Source organism: Brachybacterium vulturis (assembly GCF_043641765.1).
GTDB classification, from domain to species: Bacteria; Actinomycetota; Actinomycetes; order Actinomycetales; family Dermabacteraceae; genus Brachybacterium; species Brachybacterium vulturis_A.
In genome coordinates this window covers 84,508-103,808 of sequence record NZ_JBHZRO010000005.1, presented here as the reverse complement: position 1 = coordinate 103,808, position 19,301 = coordinate 84,508, and the positions used below count along the sequence as shown (strand labels likewise).

Annotated in this window: 18 protein-coding genes and 1 pseudogene; 13 read left to right on the top strand and 6 right to left on the bottom strand. The window is 70.8% G+C overall.

Annotated features, from left to right (window positions below; genetic code table 11):
- Complete coding sequence (locus ACHUEU_RS05475) at window positions 1-771, bottom strand: DeoR/GlpR family DNA-binding transcription regulator (RefSeq protein WP_394214889.1); 771 nt, start codon at window positions 769-771, stop codon at window positions 1-3.
- A gap of 159 nt (window positions 772-930) precedes the next feature.
- Here ACHUEU_RS05475 and ACHUEU_RS05470 point away from each other — a divergent pair, with 159 nt between their 5' ends.
- The 7 genes and pseudogenes from ACHUEU_RS05470 to ACHUEU_RS05440 all read left to right on the top strand — a co-directional run.
- On the top strand, window positions 931-2,289 hold the full coding sequence (locus tag ACHUEU_RS05470) for an ABC transporter substrate-binding protein (RefSeq protein ID WP_394214888.1): 1,359 nt from the start codon (window positions 931-933) through the stop codon (window positions 2,287-2,289).
- Between the two features lie 88 nt (window positions 2,290-2,377).
- Window positions 2,378-3,274, top strand: a complete 897-nt coding sequence (locus tag ACHUEU_RS05465) for a carbohydrate ABC transporter permease (RefSeq protein ID WP_394214887.1) — start codon at window positions 2,378-2,380, stop codon at window positions 3,272-3,274.
- Window positions 3,271-4,074, top strand: coding sequence for a carbohydrate ABC transporter permease (locus ACHUEU_RS05460; protein ID WP_394214885.1), 804 nt, complete (start codon window positions 3,271-3,273; stop codon window positions 4,072-4,074). The genes ACHUEU_RS05465 and ACHUEU_RS05460 overlap by 4 nt, the downstream gene beginning before the upstream one ends.
- Entirely contained in the window at window positions 4,074-5,261 is a 1,188-nt protein-coding gene (locus ACHUEU_RS05455; RefSeq protein WP_394214884.1) for a carbohydrate kinase family protein, read from the top strand. Before ACHUEU_RS05460 ends, ACHUEU_RS05455 begins: the two co-directional genes overlap by 1 nt.
- A 324-nt stretch (window positions 5,262-5,585) precedes the next feature.
- Window positions 5,586-6,551, top strand: a complete 966-nt coding sequence (locus ACHUEU_RS05450; protein WP_394214883.1) for a metal ABC transporter substrate-binding protein — start codon at window positions 5,586-5,588, stop codon at window positions 6,549-6,551.
- Complete coding sequence (locus ACHUEU_RS05445; protein WP_394214882.1) at window positions 6,548-7,282, top strand: metal ABC transporter ATP-binding protein; 735 nt, start codon at window positions 6,548-6,550, stop codon at window positions 7,280-7,282. The genes ACHUEU_RS05450 and ACHUEU_RS05445 overlap by 4 nt, the downstream gene beginning before the upstream one ends.
- Window positions 7,279-8,142, top strand: a pseudogene (locus ACHUEU_RS05440) (metal ABC transporter permease); the annotation flags it as partial. The gene ACHUEU_RS05445 and the pseudogene ACHUEU_RS05440, both read left to right, overlap by 4 nt.
- Before the next feature lie 182 nt (window positions 8,143-8,324).
- Here the strand turns inward: ACHUEU_RS05440 and ACHUEU_RS05435 are convergent.
- On the bottom strand, window positions 8,325-9,002 hold the full coding sequence (locus ACHUEU_RS05435) for a metal-dependent transcriptional regulator (protein ID WP_394214881.1): 678 nt from the start codon (window positions 9,000-9,002) through the stop codon (window positions 8,325-8,327).
- A 66-nt stretch (window positions 9,003-9,068) separates the two neighbouring features.
- Here ACHUEU_RS05435 and ACHUEU_RS05430 point away from each other — a divergent pair, with 66 nt between their 5' ends.
- Window positions 9,069-10,289 carry a cation:proton antiporter gene (locus ACHUEU_RS05430; RefSeq protein ID WP_394214880.1) on the top strand — a complete coding sequence of 407 codons (1,221 nt, stop codon included), beginning with the start codon at window positions 9,069-9,071 and terminating at the stop codon, window positions 10,287-10,289.
- Window positions 10,290-10,576: 287 nt separating this feature from the next.
- On the opposite strand, the gene ACHUEU_RS05425 is transcribed toward ACHUEU_RS05430, so the two are convergent.
- The 3 genes from ACHUEU_RS05425 to ACHUEU_RS05415 all read right to left on the bottom strand — a co-directional run bounded on the left by ACHUEU_RS05425 (window position 10,577) and on the right by ACHUEU_RS05415 (window position 12,862).
- Window positions 10,577-11,098 carry an SRPBCC family protein gene (locus ACHUEU_RS05425; RefSeq protein WP_394214879.1) on the bottom strand — a complete coding sequence of 174 codons (522 nt, stop codon included), beginning with the start codon at window positions 11,096-11,098 and terminating at the stop codon, window positions 10,577-10,579.
- Window positions 11,099-11,194: 96 nt separating this feature from the next.
- On the bottom strand, window positions 11,195-11,746 hold the full coding sequence (locus ACHUEU_RS05420; protein ID WP_394214878.1) for a dihydrofolate reductase family protein: 552 nt from the start codon (window positions 11,744-11,746) through the stop codon (window positions 11,195-11,197).
- A gap of 378 nt (window positions 11,747-12,124) precedes the next feature.
- Window positions 12,125-12,862, bottom strand: coding sequence for a TSUP family transporter (locus tag ACHUEU_RS05415; RefSeq protein WP_394214877.1), 738 nt, complete (start codon window positions 12,860-12,862; stop codon window positions 12,125-12,127).
- A gap of 229 nt (window positions 12,863-13,091) precedes the next feature.
- Between ACHUEU_RS05415 and ACHUEU_RS05410 the strand changes: the two genes are divergently transcribed.
- Window positions 13,092-13,274, top strand: coding sequence for a hypothetical protein (locus tag ACHUEU_RS05410; protein WP_394214876.1), 183 nt, complete (start codon window positions 13,092-13,094; stop codon window positions 13,272-13,274).
- A gap of 87 nt (window positions 13,275-13,361) precedes the next feature.
- The gene (locus ACHUEU_RS05405; RefSeq protein ID WP_394214875.1) at window positions 13,362-14,132 is read left to right on the top strand and encodes a glycerophosphodiester phosphodiesterase; all 771 of its coding nucleotides are present in this window, start codon (window positions 13,362-13,364) and stop codon (window positions 14,130-14,132) included.
- Window positions 14,133-14,184: 52 nt separating this feature from the next.
- On the opposite strand, the gene ACHUEU_RS05400 is transcribed toward ACHUEU_RS05405, so the two are convergent.
- Window positions 14,185-14,844 (bottom strand): class I SAM-dependent methyltransferase, encoded by a 660-nt coding sequence (locus tag ACHUEU_RS05400; RefSeq protein ID WP_394214874.1) that lies wholly within the window; start codon window positions 14,842-14,844, stop codon window positions 14,185-14,187.
- Between the two features lie 165 nt (window positions 14,845-15,009).
- Between ACHUEU_RS05400 and ACHUEU_RS05395 the strand changes: the two genes are divergently transcribed.
- Genes ACHUEU_RS05395 through ACHUEU_RS05385 form a run of 3 tightly spaced genes read left to right on the top strand, consistent with a single transcriptional unit; the run spans window position 15,010 to window position 19,276 of the window.
- Window positions 15,010-16,311 (top strand): acyltransferase family protein, encoded by a 1,302-nt coding sequence (locus ACHUEU_RS05395; RefSeq protein WP_394214873.1) that lies wholly within the window; start codon window positions 15,010-15,012, stop codon window positions 16,309-16,311.
- Window positions 16,312-16,356: 45 nt separating this feature from the next.
- Window positions 16,357-17,319 carry an HNH endonuclease gene (locus tag ACHUEU_RS05390; RefSeq protein ID WP_394214872.1) on the top strand — a complete coding sequence of 321 codons (963 nt, stop codon included), beginning with the start codon at window positions 16,357-16,359 and terminating at the stop codon, window positions 17,317-17,319.
- A gap of 55 nt (window positions 17,320-17,374) precedes the next feature.
- Entirely contained in the window at window positions 17,375-19,276 is a 1,902-nt protein-coding gene (locus ACHUEU_RS05385) for a heavy metal translocating P-type ATPase (protein ID WP_394214871.1), read from the top strand.
- Window positions 19,277-19,301 lie beyond the last annotated feature (25 nt).

Sequence of the window (19,301 nt, the reverse complement as noted above, 5' to 3'; positions counted from 1 at the left end):
TCATGGCAGCAGCACCTCCACGTCCTCCCCCTCGGGGAGCGCGATGGCGACGGGCAGTGGTGGGCGGTCGGTGATCAGGGCGGTGAAGCGGGACAGCGGCGCGATCTCCAGGAAGCCCGAGCCGGGGAACTTCTCGTGGTCGGCGAGCAGATAGGTGGCGGCGGCGACATCGAGCAGGCCGCGTTTGATCGGCACCTCGCTGGGGGTGGAATCGAGCACGGCGCCGTCGGGCCGCACCCCGGCGGCGCCGAGGAAGGCGCGGTCCACGCGCACCTGGCCGAGCGCGGACTCGGTGAGGGTCCCGACCATCGAGTCGTAGTTGGGGCGCAGCAGACCGCCGAGGATCATGATGTCGATGCCGGGCGCGGCGGCGAGGGACCGCACCACCGCGAGTGACGCGGTGACCACGGTGAGGGAGCGCTCCGCCAGCAGCGGGCACATCGCCGCGACGGTGGTGCCGATGTCCAGGGCGATCACCTCGCCGTCCCGCACCTCGGCGCAGGCGCGCGCCGCGATCGACTGCTTGGCGGCGGTCGCGGTGCCGGCGACGTCGGCGAAGGAGCGCAGATCCGCCTCCGGGCGCACGGAGCCGCGCGCATCGGTCGCTCCGCCCCGCACTCGCCGCAGCGCACCGGCCTTCGCGAGGAGGTCGAGGTCACGACGGATGGTTGCCTCGGAGACCTCGAGCTGAGCGCTGAGGACGGCGACCGTGACGGCCCCGCTGCGGCGCAGGGCCGAGGAGATCGCCTGGTGACGCTCTTCACTCAGCATGGCGCTACCGTAGCACCGAGCGAGCATCTCCATGCATCTTCGAGCAGAAGCGTGCAAGGACGAGCAGATCGTGTCACCATGGTGTCTCGCACCACATCTGCTGGTGGCGGAGACGGCGGCAGCGAGGCGCGGATCCGCGGACCCCTTCAGGAGGACATCATGCTTCGACGGAACTTCCTCGGTGCGACGGCCGCGCTCGGCGGCCTTGGCGCCCTGGCGGCCTGCGCCCCCGGCTCCGAGACCGGTGGCGGCGGGCAGACCGCCCCTGCGGCCGATGAGGTCGAGACCGATATCGCCTCCCTCGGCGACCTCACCCTGGTGGTGTGGGACCAGGAGGTGCGCGGCGCGCAGAACGACGCGATCGAGGCGCTGATCGGCAGCTTCCAGGAGAAGTTCCCCAACGTCACGATCGACCGCAACGCGCAGTCCTTCGACGACCTCCAGCAGCAGACGGGCCTGGCCCTGTCCGGCAACGACGTCCCCGACGTGCTCCAGGTCAACAACGCCCGCGGTGACATGGGCACCTTCGTGGCCGATGGACTGCTCACCGATCTCACCGGCTACGCCGAGGCCTACGGCTGGATGGACCGCTTCAGCCCCAGCGTGCTGAGCAAGATGCAGTACTCCAGCGACGGCGTCACCTTCGGTGAGGGCAACCTCTACGGCCTCGCCCAGACCGGCGAGGTCTGCGGGATCTTCTACTCCCAGACGAAGCTCGACGCGCTCGGGCTGCAGGCCCCGGCCACCTGGGAGGAGCTGTTCTTGCTGGTCGATGCCGCAGCGGAGGCCGGCGAGAGGCCGATCATGCTGGGCAACCTCGACCAGTGGCCGGCCCTGCACGTCTTCGGACCGCTGCAGGCCAACTTCGTGGACGCCCAGAGGATCGTCACCCTCGGCATGGGCAACGCCGGCGCGGACTGGACCAGCGAGGACAACCTCGCCGCCCTCAGCCGGTTCGGTGAATGGGGCACCAGCGGCGCGCTGGGGGAGTCCCCGAACGGGCTCGCCTACGACGACGCCTGGCCGCTGTTCACCGAGGGCGAGGGCGTGCTGCTGATCGGCGGCAACTGGCTCGGGCCCGATATGGAGGCCGTGATGGGCGAGGACCTGCGCTTCATGGCCCCACCGCCCGGGGCCGATTCGAAGGTCGCCACCACCGGCGGCACCGGCATCCCCTTCTCGATCCCCGCCGCGGCGAAGAACGCGGCCGCGGCCGCCGCCTACATCGACTTCATCACCAGCGATGACGCGATGGCGATGATCGCCGAGAACGGCGGCATGCCGGTGAACCGCACCGCTGAACTCGCCCCGGCCTCCGGCGTGAACAAGGACATCTACGAGGCGTTCGACGCGGTCACCACCGAGGGCACCCTGCTGCCCTACCTCGACTACGCGACCCCGACCTTCGCCGAGACCGCCGGAGCCACCCTGCAGGAGCTCATCGGCGGCCGGATCGATGCCGCCGGCGCCGCGGAGGCACTGCAGGAGGACTACGGCGCGTTCACCGAGGGATCCTGACCCCATGGCGTCCGGTAGGTCGGGGGATGCTGTCGCCGACGGGCCGATGGCGAGCCGAGGTGGCAGATTTGCCACCTCGCCGGGAGCCATGCCCGGCTCCGGTCGCAGAAGGCCTTCCGCAGTCGCCCGCGGCTCGCTGACCCCGTACCTGTTCATCCTCCCGGCCTTCCTGGTCTACGGCGCGTTCGCGCTGTACCCGCTGGGGCGGGCGGCGCAGTTCTCCCTGTTCGAGTGGAAGGGATTCGGCGCCTCCACCTTCGTGGGGCTGAGCAACTACGTGGACCTGGCCGGGGATGCGGACTTCCTGGCCGCGATCGGCAACGCCCTGGTGCTGATCGTCTTCTACGCGGTGATCCCGCTGGCGGTGGGCCTGGTGCTGGCGGCGATCCTGCGACGCGGGCAGGTGCGGGGGATGGGCTTCTTCCGCGCCGTGATCTTCCTGCCGCAGGTGATCGCCCTGGTGGTGGTCGCGGTGGCATGGCGGCAGATCTACTCGCCCAGCGGCCTGCTGAACACGCTGCTGGGGATGGTGGGGCTCGATGCGCTGACCCACGGCTGGCTGGGGGATCCCGGCACGGCACTGGCCGCGGTGGGGTTCATCGGCACCTGGGTGGAGATGGGGCTGGTGATGCTGCTGATGCTCTCGGGCATGAGCCGCATCCCCGCCGAGCTGTTCGAGGCCGCTCGTCTGGACGGGGCGGGTGCGGTGCGGGAGTTCTTCGCGATCACCCTGCCGGCGGTGCGCGGCGAGATCACCGTCGCGCTGGTGCTGACGATCATCGCGGCGCTGAAGACCTTCGACCTGGTCTACCTGACCACCTCCGGCGGGCCCGGCAACTCCACCACCGTGCCCAGCTACGAGGTCTACTTCCGAGCCTTCGACCTGCGCGAGGTGGGCTCCGCCTCGGCGGTCGCGATCGTGCTGACGGCGCTGATCTTCGTGATCAACGTGGGCGTGACCCGCATCGGCGAGCGTGAGTCATGAGGGTCTCCCGCGCCGAGACGATGATGAACTACGTGGTCCTGGGGGCCTTCGCGCTGTTCGCGCTGGGTCCGGTGCTCACCATCCTCGTCACCTCCGTGTCCGCGCCGCTGGGGCAGCCCGACGGGTTCTACCTCTCGAACTTCGTCGAGGCCTGGACCGTGGGCGGGTTCGGCAGATCGCTGGGGAACTCCGTGGTGGTCGCCGCGATCGTGGTGAGCCTGGCGACGGTTCTCGCGATCGGTGCCGGCTACGCCTTCGGCACCATGCGCTTCCGCGGTGCCACGCCGCTGTTCTATCTGTTCCTGGTGGGGATGATGATCCCTGCCGAGGCGACGATCATCCCGCTGTTCTTCGACCTGCGCGCCCTGGGCCTGACCGACACCTACGTCGCGATCGCGATGCCGCAGGTGGCGCAGTCGATCGCCTTCGGGACCTTCTGGCTGCGGGCGCAGTTCCGGGCGCTGCCCACCAGCTTCCTCGAGGCCGCCGCGCTGGACGGCGCGGGTCCGCTGCAGGCCCTGGTGAGGATCCTGGTGCCCGCCTCCCGGCCCGCGATCGTGACGATGCTGGTGCTGGTGTTCATGTGGACCTGGAACGAATTCCTCATCGCGCTGATCATGGCGCCCGGCGGCAAGCTGCGCACCGCTCCGCTGGGGCTGGCGAACTTCCAGGGCCAGTACACCGCCGAGACCGCACTGCTCGCCGCGGGCGCGGTGATCGTCGCTCTGCCCACCGTGATCCTGTTCCTGTTCCTGCAGCGCCATTTCATCCGCGGAATGCTCGAAGGAGTCGCCAAGTGATGTCCCCCCAGCCCACCGGCCAGCCCACTGCCCAGCCCGTCGATCCCGCTCGCCCCGTCGGTGCCTCGACCCCGGCGCCCCGTGAGGCCGCAGGCTGCCAGGACTGGGACCCGCTGGCCGCCCAGCGCACCCCCGCCGACCCGCCGCTGGACGTGCTGCTCTCGGGCACGGTGTTCTTCGACATCGTCTTCACCGGCATGGAGCGCCTGCCCCGGCCCGGGGAGGAGCTGTGGTCCAGGGGCATGGGCTCCAGCCCCGGCGGGATCGCGAACCTCGCCACCGCCGCCGCCCGGCTGGGGCTGCGCACCGGACTGGTCGCCGGGTTCGGGGACGACGCCTACGCCGACTGGATGTGGCACACCATGGCGCACGAGGAGGGCATCGACCTCTCCGCCTCGCGCCGCTTCGACGACTTCCACTCGGCGCTGACCGTCTCCATCGCCGCCGAGGGCGACCGGGCGATGGCCACCCACGGCCACGACCTGCCCGAACCGCTCTCCACCCTCATCGCCGCCGCGCCCGCCGCCCGGGCCGCCGTGGTGGACCTGGCGGGGGAGACCTCCTGGTGGGCGCAGCTCGCCCAGCGCGGCTCGCTGGTCTTCGCCGACATCGGCTTCGACGAGACCGGCCGCTGGGACCCCGCCGACCTCGCCCCGCTCACCCACTGCCACGCCTTCACCCCCAACGCCCTCGAGGCGATGGCCTACACCCGCACCGACAGCCCCGACAAGGCGGTGCGCGCGCTCGCCGAGAAGGTGCCGCTCGCCGTGGTGACCGACAGTGCCCACGGCTCCTACGCGATCGACTCCAGCACGGGGGAAGAGGCGTACTGCCCCGCCGTCCCGGTCACCGCGATCGACACCACCGGCGCCGGGGACGTGTTCGCCGCGGCGATGGTGCTGGGCACCCTCGCCTCCTGGCCGCTCGAGGAGCGACTGCGCTTCGCCTCCCTGTGCTCGGCCCTGGCCGTCCAGCAGTTCGGCGGCTCCCTCGCCGCTCCCGGCTGGGGCGACATCACCGACTGGTGGCGCTGCATGAGCGACGCCGCCGAGGGCGGTGACCTGCGCGCCGCCTACACCCGCAGCGGGTACCGCTTCCTGGACGCCCTCGTCCCCGATCATCCCGTCCAGGGCCGACGCCGCGCCCAGGGGACCTTCGCGCTGCGCTCGGACGCCGGGAAGCACTGAGTCGCGCGGTACGGCGCGAAGCGCCGCCGCGCTGAGCATCACCGAGCCGAGCGGACCCACCGGCCCGCCGCGGCTCCCGCTCCCTGGTCCGGAAGGGAGCTCCCTCCCCCTCCCCCGTTCCTCCTCCCCTCGCCCTTCCGCCTTCCCCCTCTCCCTTCTCCGAGCGAGTCGTAGCTTCTGTGCGCCATGAGGTGCTGTGGGGCACGGAACCCACGACTCGACCTCACCCGCGCCGAGGCTCCTCCTCGGACACGGCTCCCGGCGGGAGTGGTCGCGACGCGGGCGGAGGGGTATGCTCTGTGAAGTTCGGTGCACCGAACTCCAATGGAGCGACGGGAGGAAGCTGTGGTGACGGGTCACCGAAGGGTGAGGGCGCGCAGAGCGATCGCGGCAGCGGTGGTAGCGCTGCTGGCACTGGCCGGCTGCGGCGGCGCCGCGCCCTCGGCGAGCGGCGACCGGGATGTGCCCACCGTGCTCACCACCTTCACCGTGCTGCAGGACATCGCCCAGAACGTCGCCGGTGAGCACCTGGAGATCGAGTCGATCACGAAGATCGGCGCCGAGATCCACGGCTACGAGCCGACTCCCCGCGACGTCGCCAAGGCCTCGGAGGCGGATCTGATCCTGGACAACGGGCTGCACCTCGAAGCGTGGTTCGCGCAGTTCGTCGACTCCGCCGAGGTACCCCACGCGGTGGTCTCCGAGGGCATCGAGGTCCTCGACATCACCGGCGACGCCTACGCCGGCACCCCGAATCCCCACGCCTGGATGAGCCCGCAGAACGTCGAGATCTACGTGGACAACATGGTGGCGGCCTTCAGCGACCTCGATCCCGAGCATGCGCAGGAGTACGCGGACAACGCCGCCGAGTACCAGCGCGAGCTGCGCGCGATCCAGAACGACCTCATCGCGGAGATCGAGACCCTCCCCGAGACCGAGCGGGCCCTGGTGACCTGCGAGGGGGCGTTCTCCTATCTCGCGCGGGACGTCGGGCTGGAGGAGCACTACCTCTGGCCGGTCAACGCCGAGCAGCAGGCCACCCCGCAGCAGATCGCCGGTGTCATCGAAACCGTGCGCGCCCAGGGGATCCCCGCGGTGTTCTGCGAGTCCACCGTCTCGGACAAGCCGATGCGGCAGGTCGTCGAGGCGACCGACGCCCGCTTCGGCGGGACCCTCTACGTCGACTCCCTCTCCGAGGCGGACGGCCCGGTGCCCACCTATCTCGAGCTGCTCCGCCACGATGCGGACGTCATCGTCACGGGCCTCACCGGCGAGCAGGCGGCGGCATGAGCATCGAGATCAGCGGGCTGACCGTGCGCTACGGCGCGGTCACCGCCGTGGAGGAGGTGGATCTCCAGATCCGCTCCGGCGAGGTGACCGGCCTGGTCGGGATGAACGGCTCGGGGAAGTCGACCCTGTTCAAGTCCCTCATGGGCATGGTCACCCCGAGCGCCGGGGGCGTGCTGATGGACGGGAGCGATCCGGCCCGTGCCCGCCGCCGCGGCCTGGTGGGGTACGTGCCGCAGAGCGAGGACGTGGACTGGACCTTCCCCGTCGGCGTGCGCGATGTGGTGATGATGGGCCGATACGGGCATCAGGGCCTGACCCGGCGGCCGCGCCACGTCGATCACGAGGCCGTCGCCGCCGCGCTCGACCGCGTCGAGCTCACCGACCTCGCCGATCGCCAGATCGGCCAGCTCTCCGGGGGGCAGAAGAAGCGGGCGTTCGTCGCGCGGGGCCTGGCCCAGGGCGCCTCCATCCTGCTGCTGGACGAACCGTTCGCCGGCGTCGACAAGCGCAGCGAGGCCACGATCGTCTCTCTGCTGCGCGAGCTCGCCGCCGCTGACTGCACCGTCCTGGTCTCCAGCCATGACCTGCACGCCCTGCCCCAGCTCGCCGACTCCGCGATCCTGCTGCGGCGCCGCGTCCTGTTCCACGGCGACGTCGCCGAGGCGCTCGCACCGCAGATGCTGGGCCGTGCGTTCGGCCTGGACCCGCTGACCCGCGAGGAGGCACGGTGAACCCGCTCGATCTGCTCCTGGAGCCCCTGCAGTACGAGTTCATGGTGCGGGCGCTGGCCGCGACGGTCGCCGCGGCGATCGTGTGCGCGCTGCTGTCGTGCTGGCTGGTGCTGGTGGGCTGGTCGCTGATGGGCGACGCCGTCTCGCACGCCGTGCTGCCCGGCGTGGTGCTCTCCTACATCGTCGGGGTGCCCTTCGCGGTCGGGGCGATCGTCTTCGGGATGCTCGCCGTGGCGCTCATCGGGACCCTCCGCGGCACCAGCCGGATCAAGGAGGACGCCGCGATCGGGATCGTGTTCACCACCCTGTTCGCCCTCGGCCTGGTGCTGATCTCGGTCACGCCCAGCCATACCGACCTCGGCCACATCCTGTTCGGCAACGTCCTGGGCGTCTCCTCCGGTGATCTGCTCCAGATCGGCGTGCTCGCCGGGGTCGCCTTCGTGGCCCTTGTGCTCAAACGGCGCGATCTCACCCTCTACGCCTTCGACCCCACCCACGCCCAGGCGATCGGGCTCTCCCCGCGCCGGCTGGGGGCGCTGCTGCTGGGCCTGCTGGCGGTGACCGCCGTGGTCGCGCTGCAGATCGTGGGCGTGGTGCTGGTGGTGGCGATGCTGATCATCCCCGGTGCCACCGCGCACCTGCTCACCGACCGCTTCGGGCGGATGCTGCTGATCGCGCCGACGATCTCCGTGCTCGCCTCGGTGACGGGCATCTTCCTCAGCTACTGGGTCGATGCCTCCTCCGGGGGGCTCATCGTCCTCGTCCAGGGCGCCATCTTCACGCTGGTCTACCTGCTCGCCCCGCGCTACGGGGTCCTGCCGCGCCTGCTGCTCGCCCGGCGCCGCCGCAGCCGGGGGACGGGCGGGGCGGGCGCTCGCACCGACGAGCCGATGGGCACCGACGGGCCGCCGGCCGGCGGCGAGCCGACGGACGCGGCCGGCGCGCTCGGCACGCACCACCCGGCCGGCCGGGCTGGAGTCGCCGAGGCGAGGGGCGGGACACAGATCCCGGCGGCACCGCGCCCCTGAGCCCGGGAACTGCCTCAGGCAGGGGTGCTCACCCAGATCGCATCCGTCGCCGAGCGCCCCAGCGGCACCCGGGTCGAGGCCCCGGGCACCGAGACCTCCACGGAGTCGGAGAACGCCGGGCCGGCGGCCACCTCGAGGCCCGCGCCGACGGTGATGCCCTGCTCGGCGCAGAAGGACAGCAGCCGGGGGTCGGCATCGGAGATGCGCTCGACGACCGCCGAGCTCCCGGCCGGGACCTCGGTCAGCAGGCGGGCATCGGGGAGCTCCACCTCACCGGCGGCGGTGGGGATCGGATCACCGTGCGGGTCGCGCGCGGGGTGGCCCAGGAGGGCATCGATCCGGTCCACCAGCAGGTCGGAGACGGCGTGCTCGAGATGCTCGGCCTCGTCGTGGACCTCCTCCCAGCCATAGCCGAGGGTCTCCACCAGGAATGTCTCGATCAGCCGGTGACGGCGCACCATCGACAGCGCGTGCGCGCGCCCTTCCGCGCTCAGCCCGATCGCGCCGTACCGGGTGTGCTCGAGCAGACCCTGCTCGGCGAGCTTCCGCACCGCGTCCGAGACCGTGGACAGCCGCACCCCCACCCGTTCGGCGATGGCGGAGGTCGTGACCGGTTCCTTCGACCATTCCGCCAGGCTCCAGACCGCCTTGAGGTAGTTCTGGGCGCTGGTGGAGAGCTCTGAGACGGACATGCCCCCACCGTATCCAACTCTCCGCTTCGTCTCCTCGAACTCGACGGCGGCACGTAGTCTTCGCCCATGCACGAGTCCACGATCCTCATCGAGAACCTGCAGTCGATGTGGTGGATCGCCGCAGCGGCGGTGCTCGCCCCCATTCTCGCCCTGGCGACCCGCCGCACCATCCCGGACGTGGTGTGGCTGCTGGTGCTGGGCATGGTGATCGGGCCCCACGCGCTGGCCCTCGCCGAGAGCACCCAGGCCGTCGCCTTCCTGCGCGAGCTCGGGCTCGGGTTCCTGTTCCTGCTGGCGGGCTTCGAGGTGAACACCTCCGACATGCGCAGCCGGGCGGGGCGCAGCGCCGCCCTGACCTGGCTGCTCTGCGTGAGCCTCGGCGTGGGCGCGGGGCTGCTGATCGCCGGGGGTGACTGGCAGATCGCCGCCGTGCTCGGCATCGCCGCGACCTCCACGGCGCTGGGCACCCTGCTGCCGATCCTCAAGGACTCCGGCGCCCTGGAGGCCCCGCTGGGCACGGCGACCATGATCCACGGCGCCTACGGCGAGCTGCTGCCCGTGATCGCGATGTCGCTGCTGCTGACCACGCGCGCCACCCTCCAGGCGGCGGCCGTGCTGGTGCTGTTCGCGGTGCTGGCGGTGGTGATCGTGGCCGTCCCCGCGCGGCTCTTCCGCAAGGTGCCGCTGCTGGGCCGGGCCTTCGCCGCCGCCTCCGACTCGACGATGCAGACCATCGTGCGGATCACGGTGTGGGTGATGATCTCGCTGATGCTGCTGACGGCGGTGCTGGAGCTCGACGTCGCCCTCGGAGCCTTCGCCGCCGGTCTGCTGCTGCACACCGCGCTGCGCGGCGGCGCACCGCAGCACGTCGGGGAGATCATGCACAAGGTGGAGGTGATGGGTTTCGGCCTGCTGATCCCGGTCTTCTTCCTCACCAGCGGGATGAGCATCGACGTCCTCGCCGTGCTCGGTGTCTGGCCGCTGCTGCTGGGGTTCGTGGGCATGATCGTGGTGGTGCGGGGCCTCCCGGTGCTCGCGCGCGAGCTGTGGAGCTCCTCCGGGTCGGGCCTGGAGACCCCGCGGGAGAAGGTGGCGCTGGGTCTGTACGCCGCGACCGGGCTGCCGATCATCGTCGCGGTCACCCAGATCGCCTCGAGCTCGGGACTGATCTCGGTCACCGTGGCCTCGGCGATGGTCACCGGCGGGGCGATCACGGTGCTGGTGTTCCCGTTGCTGGCCTCCCGGCTCTCGCGGCGCCCGGAGGCGGCAGGGGGCGCGCAGAGCTGACGGGACGGAGCGGCCGTCCCCGCGTCTCTCGCCCCCGGGGCCCTCGTCCCCGGGGCCCGGGGGCAGCGCGCCCGACCTGGTGAATCCCGGGGGCCGAGGCGTAGGAAATGTGCAGCACAGGGCTTCTTACCGCACACTTCCCACGGCTCGACAGGATCTTGGGTGACACCGGGGCGGCTCCGGGCGACACCGGGGTGACACCGGGGCGGCAGGGTTGTCGCGAGGCGGAACGGCTCCGCGGCCACCGACAGTTCAGTCGTCAACGGGCGGGGCCGCCGTGTGCCGGGCTATCCGGTGACCACCGCCTTCTCCAGTGCGGCGAGCCCCTCCTCGAGGAAGCTCGGCGGGAAGGGCGGCAGGCCGAACTCCTCCCGCAGCTCCTGCGGCACCGCCCGCCAGTCGTAGGTCACCGTGACGCGGGTGCCCTCACCAATGGGCGCGAGGTCGTACCGCCAGGTCCAGCCGCCGCCGCCCCAGGTGCCGTCGGGCCCGTACTGACCGGGCTGCCAGGCGATGGTGCGCTCGGGTTCGAGGGCGATCACACGGTTGTGCATGTCGTAGCGGCCGCCGGCGTTCTCATGGAACATCTCGATGCCGAAGATCTGGTCGACCTCCGTCAGCGGCGCGGGGTCCGCCTCCAAAGAGGCGCGCACCCAGTCGGTCGGCTCGGTCTCGGAGTGCCGCGACGGATCGGTGAGCAGCGCGAACACCTCCGCCGGGGAGGCGGCGACGGTGCGCGAGACGATGTAGTGGTCCCGGCCCGGGACCGGTGCGGCGGCGTCGTGGGAGGGGGCGGGTCCGGTGCTCATGAGCGGGCTCCTGGTCCGTAGAGGGCTGCGAGCGCGTCCAGTTCGCGCCGCCAGGTCGCGGGATCGGTGACGGGTGGGAGGGCGGAGGTGGTCATGTCAATCCTTCCTGGGCGCCCAGCGGGTGTAGGTGACGCCGGAGGAGAAGGCGCGGTGCTCGAGCAGCTCGAGCCGCTCACGGTGGCCGTCCGGGAACAGCCGACGCCCGCGACCCTGCACGTAGGGATAGGTCCACAGCCGGTACTCGTCCACCAGCCCGGCCGCGATCAGGGCATGGCACAGGGTGATCGAGCCGGTCAGCGAGATCTCCGCGCCCTCGCCCTGCGTCAGGTCGCGCACTGCTTCGACCGGGTCGCCCCTCAGCAGCGTGGAATTTTCCCAGGCCGGGTCGGTCATGGTCGAGGTGACCACGTACTTGGTCAGCTGGTTCAGCTCGTCGGTGATGCCGGTGGCGTCGTCGGTCCGGGCCGGCCAATAGCCGCGGAAGTCCTCGAAGGTCTGCCGGCCCAGCAGGATCGCGTCGCAGGCGGCGCTGTCCCGCTGCAGGATCGCGTGCTGATCGGCGGGGGAGTCGGTGGGGTCGAACCAGTCATCGAGCATCTCGATCGAGCCGTCGGCGGTGATGTTCTGGGTCGTCACGAGCGGGCGCACAGGGCCTCCTCGGTCACCGTGGAGCGGGGTCTGCTCACCCCGGCGCGCGACCTCCACGAGCATCGTGGCGGGGTGGTGAATTCTAGACCCCGGTGCGCTGCACCACCATGGGCGGACGGGCGGAAACCGGGACGGATCTGGATGGGGAGTTCTCCCCGGGGACTTCTCCCCAGGCAGTTCGCCCCATCGCGCTCCTGGTCAGGGGCCCGTAGATTCCAGGTGGCGGGTGCGGGACTCTCCCCGGGGGAGAGGCGCCGGCACGAGGCTCACACGGGCGGGAGCTGCGGGATCGGCGGTGGGGGCCGACGATCCGGCGGTGATGATCGCTCCGGAACGGGCCTCGTGTCCGGTGTGCGAGGGGCAGGGCCGGTCAGCGGCTCACAGCTGCGCGAGACCCTGGATGAGCGAGAGGGTCGCTCCGGCCATCGCGATCACGATCACCCCGCGCATCGCCCGGGACCCGTGCACCCTGCGCGCGAGCGCCGTGCCGCCGATCAGCCCCACCACCAGCATTCCCAGCAGCAGCGCCCAGCCGCCCACCGGCAGCGTGGGCAGCGCCCCCTTCGCGAGCAGCGCTGCCACGCCGAGCACGGCGAAGTGCAGCTGGGCGGTGGCGGCGAAGCTCCGGTGCTCCCACTGGGTGGCCAGCGCATAGACCACCAGGCCCGGCCCGCCCACGCCGGCGGTCACGGTCATCACTCCCGAGGCGAAGCCGCCGCCTGCGCCCACCCAGAAGGAGTTCGGCACCTGCAGCGACCGCGACACGATGGTGAACAGCAGGCCCGCGATCACCAGCAGGCTGATCGCGATCGCGAGCACCGGCGCCGGCAGCCACAGCACCAGCAGCGCCCCGGGGATGGTGCCCACGATCCCGGCCGGCACCACTCTCGCGGCGCGTCGCCAGTCCAGGTCCCGGTGGATCACGAGGAGGTTCAGCAGCGCGGCGACGATCCCGCACACATTGGTGACCAGGATGCCCTCGACGGGACCCAGCGCCATCACCAGGAACGGGGAGGACAGCAGCGCGAAGCCCATCCCGGTGGTGCGCACGGAGACCGCCCCGGCCAGGACGGCCAGTGCGGCCAGGCCCAGCGGCCACCACTGCGGATCGAGCATGCAGGTCACCGTACGGGCCCGCCGCCGTGACCGGGCGCCCCGATCCGGCCGCTGCCCCGAGGGGGAATGTGATTCCGGTGACCACTGGGTCATCGCTCTATTCAGGGGGTCACCAGCGGCTCTACTCTTGTCATGAGCACAGAAGGCGCGCGAGGAAACCGCGTCTGATCAGGCCGCGATCAGGCCTGTGCGATGTGCTCCTACCACTGTGAGAAGGAGGGACCCCCGTATGGATTCGCGTCATGACGTCACCGTCGGCCACGAACTGCAGGCCGCAGCCGAGACCGGACAGATTCCGGTGGTCCCGGCGAATGCCGACGCCGGCGAGCAGGCCCCCACCTGGCGCAGCAACCTGGCCGTCGCCCTCTCGCTGGTGCTGACCTTCGTAGTGGTCGCGCTCGTCAGCCTCTGAGGCAGATCTCCGGAGGCCGGGTGGGGCTCCGGCCCCGGGCTACGAAGAGACGAGCCGCGCAAGGGCAGGCCTGAGAGGATGGCGCCCATGAGGAGCACCGACACCGGGCCGGACACCACCAGCGGCGAGCTGACGATCGTGGGGCACCGCGGCGCCATGACCCACGCGCTCGAGAACACGCTCGCCTCGTTCCAGCGCGCAGAACAGCTGGGGTGCCAGGAGCTCGAGCTGGACCTCCGCCGAAGCGCCGACGACCGCCTCGTGGTGATCCACGATGCGACCCTGGACCGTCTCGCGGCCGACGAGGACGGCCGCGGCCTCGGCCCCGTCGCCGACAGGACCCTGGAGGAGCTCCAGCAGGTGCCGCTGCGGGACGGGCACCGCCTGCACACCTTCGAGGAGGTGTGTGCGGCCACCACGGCGAACCTGGAGGTGGAGATCAAGGACCCGGCGGTGGTACCGCTGCTGGCCGGATTCCTCGAGACCCGCCCCGAGGTGGTCCGGCGCATGCGCCTGACCAGTTTCCATGCCGACGCTCTGGTGCAGGCGCGCGAGCTGCTGCCGCAGATCCCGCGCGGCATGATCGTGCACCGCCTGCCGGTGACGGAGAAGCACCCCGAGGGCCTGGACGCGCTGCTCGAGCGCACCGGTGCCTCGGCACTGCTCTGCGGCTGGGAGGGCCTCACCGCCGAGGCGGTCGCGGCCCAGCACGCCGCAGGCCGGCGCGTGCACGGCTGGCCGCTGCGCACCGCCGAGCAGATGGCCCACGCCGTGGTGATCGGTGTGGACGGCACCACGGTGGACGATCCGCAGGCCGCCTTCGAGTGGTACCGGCAGGTGCTCGCCGCGCAGGGCTGAACGGGCTCTGATGGGGGCAGGCGCCGACGCGGTCAGTGGCCGCCCGGTGCTGTCAGCGCCGGCGCAGCACCAACAGCGCGTCCAGGTGCTCGCCCGCATGCCCCTCGGGGTCGAGCGCGGGGCGCGGCCGCTCCTCGGCGGTGACCACGTCCCAGTCCTCGGCGGGCCGGGCGAGCTGCTCGACCTCCTCGTCGATGCTGACCATCCTCGCGGGATGATCGGAGGCCCAGGAGGGCGGTGCGGCGTGGGAGGTGACCACCAGGTGCCCGCCCGGGCGCAGCGCGGAGGCGGCCCTGCGGAGGATCGCGGTGCGGTCCAGCGCCACGCTGGACTGGAAGAACGAGGCAGTGACCAGGTCGAGGCTGCGCAGCTCCGGCTCCCAGGCGCTGAGGTCCGTGGCGGTGAAGGTGGCGGTCTCGAGGCCACGAGCCGCGGCGGAAGCGCGGGCGCGGCCGACGGCGGTGGCGGAGATGTCCAGGCCCAGTGCCTGCCAGCCCTGCTCGGCCAGCCACAGCACGTCCCCGCCCTCCCCGCAGCCGAGATCGAGCGCCGCGCCCGGGGTGAGGTCACGGACGACGGACGCCATGGTCTCGTTGACCTTCCCGGACCAGATCGGCTCCCGGCCGGAGTACCGCTGCTCCCAGTACTCGCTGGGGGAGAGGGTCTTGGCGGGGTCGGCATGGCCGTGCTCTGCATGATGAGGTGCTGACATGCGGCGAGCCTGGCAGATCCCGCCCCGGCGCGGAAGCGCTCTTGCCCAGATGGCACAGCGGCGCCAGGGGTGCGTGCCGGTCGCGCCGCTCCGGTAGATTGCGGTCACAGCCAGCGACCCCGTCCCGACCGGGACAGGTCGGGGCACTGACGAGGGGACAGGTCGATGACGAGCACCCGCCTGAGCCGCGCCGAGAAGGTCGATGCCGCCACCCCTGCCAGCCGGAACCGTGTGGTCGACTTCCTGCGCGCTGCCGCGATCACCGTGGTGGTGCTCGGGCACTGGACGATCATCGGGGTCGACGCCGACGGCGGTATCCAGCCCCACGGCGTCCTCGACGGCGCCGTCTGGATCCACCCGCTGACCTGGGTGTTCCAGGTGATGCCGATCTTCTTCCTGGTGGGCGGCTACTCCAACGCCCTCTCCTGGCGCTCCGCCCGCCGCAAGGACGTCGGCTACGCCCAGTGGCTGCGCACGAGGCTGCGACGGCTCGGGATCCCGCTGATCCCGCTGCTGCTGGCCTGGCTGGTGATCGGGGTGGTCGCCGTCGCCGCCGGAGCGCCGCACGCCACGGTGCAGCTCGCCTCCCAGATGGCGCTGATCCCCACCTGGTTCCTCGCCGCCTACCTGATGGTGATCCTGGTGGCCCCACCCTGCCTGCTGCTGTGGGAGAGGTACGGATGGTGGTCGATCATCGGTGCGCTCGCGCTCGCCGGCATCGTGGACGCGGTGAGCCTCGTGACGGACCAGCCGCTGCTGGGCTACCCGAACTATCTGCTGGTCTGGGCCGCGTTCCACCAGTTCGGTTACGCCTGGCTGGACGGCCGCCTCGCCGGTGCCGGACGGCGCCTGCTGCTCGCCGGGATCGGACTGGTCGGGCTGATGCTGCTGGTGAGCGTGGGGCCGTACCCGGTCTCGATGATCACCTCCGCCGCTGATGACATCTCCAACTCCAGCCCCACCCGCATCACCATGGCGTTCCTGGGGATGATGCAGGCCGGCCTGGTGCTCTCCCTCGAGAAGCCGCTCACCGCGCTGCTGATGAGGCCCCGGCTGTGGTTCGTGACCGTGCTGGTGAACCAGCGGATCATGACCTGGTTCCTGTGGCACCTCACCGTGATGGTGGGACTCGCGCACCTGCTGCTGGCTCTCGATGCCCGGGCGCTGTTGCCGGAACCGCTCACCGGAGTGTGGTGGGCGACCCGGCCGCTGTGGGCGCTGGTGCTGCCGGCACTCACCGGGGCGGTGGTGCTGGTGCTGGGCCGGTTCGAGGACCCGCGGGCCGACGACAGACCCGCGCCGGCGATGTGGAAGCCGATCCTGGCTGCCGTCACCATCGTCGCGGGGCTCGCCGTGATGGCCTCGGTGGGCGTGGTCGGGGAGAGCGGCGTGACCTGGTGGTGGGTGATACTGCCGGTGGTAGGGGTGGTGGGGTTCGGGGTGGTACGAGTGCCGACGAGTCGGTAACCAGCTTCGTACTCGCCAAACGTCGCGATGTGCGATTATCGGAACATGTGGTCCGATGCTGACGAGGTGGCGCTTCGCGAGGAAGCGATGGAGTGGCTCGCGGCATGGACAAGCGATGGGCTCGACGCAATTTCGTACGAGGATCTCGGCGACTTTCGCTTCCGCGGCGAAAAATTCCCGCTGAGAGATCGTCAGCTCGGCATTCGGAAGCCGGCAGGAATGGACAGTGCGTTCTCCATCACGACCACCTATCGAGCGCCAGGTCAGGAGCGCCCTTACGACGATCGCCTGGGAAGCGATGGTTTCATGCGGTACAAATGGGATGGCGACAATCCCGAGAAATACACGAACCGGGGTCTCCGTGCTGCGATGGAACAGAAGCGGCCCCTAATCTGGTTCTGGGGTGTCGCGCAGGGGGTGTACAAGCCGATATATCCGGTCTACATTGTGGCCGAAGAACGAGAGCAGCAGCAGTTTGTCGTGGCCACTGACGGGCTTCAGAACATTGAGTCGACGGGGCGGGACGTCGACGAGGTGACAAAGCGTTATGTACTGCAGGAGACGCGTCGTCGTCTGCACCAACCTGTTTTTCGGGGACTTGTGATGCAGGCGTACGGCACCAGGTGTTCAATTTGCACGCTACGACACTCGGCTCTACTGGATGCCGCGCATATCGTTCCCGATGCTGATCCGGCCGGGGTGGCGGCGGTGCGTAACGGATTGGCGCTGTGCAAAATCCATCATGCAGCATACGACGCGGGAATCATTGGAATTTCGCCCGATTACAAGATCGGGGTGAGGGGAGATGTGCTGAGTGAGGTTGATGGGCCGATGCTAGAATTCGGTTTAAAGGGACTCGACGGAAACAAGTTGAGCGTGCTTCCCTCGGCGAAAAAGGAGCGCCCCGACCAGTCGTTGTTAGAACGGCAGTATCGACGTTTCGAGACCGGCTCTGCTTCTCGAGGGCTTCGGGCAGATTTCTTGCACTCTACTGATCCGCCCGGTTAGCCCACAACAGGGTCATTCACCACGAACCGCGAAGAGCCAAGAACGGGGTGCAGCAGTGCCGGACCAGGCCACCACCACGCGCGCCACCGCCGCACGCTCCGCGCCCTCACCGGTGGTGGAGCATCTCCGCGACCGCGCGTTGCTGCTCTTCGTGATCGCCGGGCTGGCTGCCGGGGTGATCCTGTGGGCGACGGGCCAGTCCGCGGCCCTCGCCGTCATCGCGTACCTGGTGCTCGGCGTCGTGATCGTCGTGACCGCGATCGAGATGGCGCGGGATCTGCTGCGTGGGCACTGGGGGCTCGACATCCTCGCGGTCATCGCCATGATCGCCACCCTGGCGGTGCAGGAGTACGTCGCGGGGCTCATCATCGCGCTGATGCTCACCGGCGGCGAAGCCCTGGAGGACCTCGCCGCGCGCCGTGCGAGCCGCGAGCTGGACCAGCTGATGAACCGCGCGCCGGCCTTCGCGCAGCGCATCCACCCCGGCACCGGGCAGGTCGAGAGCATCGGGGTCGACGAGGTCCTGGTCGGCGACGAGCTGCTGGTGCGCTCCTCGGAGATCCTCCCCGTCGACGGCGTGCTGCTGTCGCAGCACGCGACGATCGATGAATCCTCGGTCACCGGGGAGCCGCTGCCCGCGAGCTATCAGGCAGGCGACCAGGTCCTCTCGGGCACCGTGAACAGCACCGCGAGCTTCACGATGCGCGCGCAGAAGGTGGCGGCCGAGTCGCACTACGCCTCGATCGTGCGACTGGTCGAGGAGGCGGTGGGATCCCGCGCACCGATGGTGCGTCTCGCCGACCGGTATGCGGTGCCGTTCACGGTGGTGTCGCTGCTCATCGCCGGCCTCGCCTGGTTCCTCAGCGGGGACCCGGTGCGATTCGCCGAGGTGCTCGTGGTGGCGACGCCCTGCCCGCTGCTCATCGCCGCCCCGGTCGCGTTCATGGGCGGCATGAGCTCCGCCGCCCGGCTGAACGTCATCATCAAGGACGGCGGTGTCCTGGAGACGCTCGCCCGGGTCCGCTCCGCCGCCTTCGACAAGACGGGCACCCTCACGCAGGGCACGGCCGACGTGGTGGAGGTCCGCACGGGCTCCCGCACCGCCGACGAGACGCTGCGGCTCGCGGCCGCCGCGGAGCAGTACTCCGTGCATGTCTTCGCCGACGCGATCGTCGCGGCAGCCAGCGCGCAGCAGCTCGCCCTGCCCGAGGTGACGGACGCGGAGGAGGTCGCGACCCACGGGGTGCGCGCCTCGCTGGCCGGCGGCACCGTGGTGCGGGTCGGGAAGCCCGCATTCATCGAGGAGGTGGCCGGACCGCTCGATCGCCCCGCCCTGGGCGCCGGGGAGACTGCTGTGTACGTGTCGGTCGATGACGAGCTGGCCGGCGTCCTCATCGTCTCCGACCCGATCCGTCCTCATGCTGCCGCGACCATCGCCCGCCTCCGGACCGCCGGGGTGGCGGAGATCGCGATGGTCACCGGGGACGTCGCCCCGACCGCTGAGTCGGTCGCGCAGATGGTGGGCATCCGGACGGTCCACGCCGAGGCCACACCGCAGACCAAGGTCGAGATCGTCCGGGCCCTCCGGCCGCGGCCCGTGCTCATGGTCGGCGACGGCATCAACGATGCCCCCGTGCTGGCCGCCGCCGACGTGGGCATCGCCATGGCGGGCAGAGGCTCGACCGTCGCGAGCGAATCGGCGGCGGCGGTCATCACCTCGAACGACATCGCGCGGGTGGCCGATGTCGCCCACGTCTCGCGCCGCACCGTGCACATCGCGCTGCAGTCGATCTGGATGGGCATCATCATCTCGGTGGGCCTGATGCTCATCGCCGCCTTCGGCTTTCTGCCCGCCGTGGCGGGTGCACTGCTGCAGGAGGTCGTCGATGTCGTCGCGATCGTGTCGGCGCTGCGCGCGCTCCGGGCCTTCGCGGGGGTGGAGCGGGACCGTTCCTGAGGCGCAGGAGCCCGCACCGCGGTGT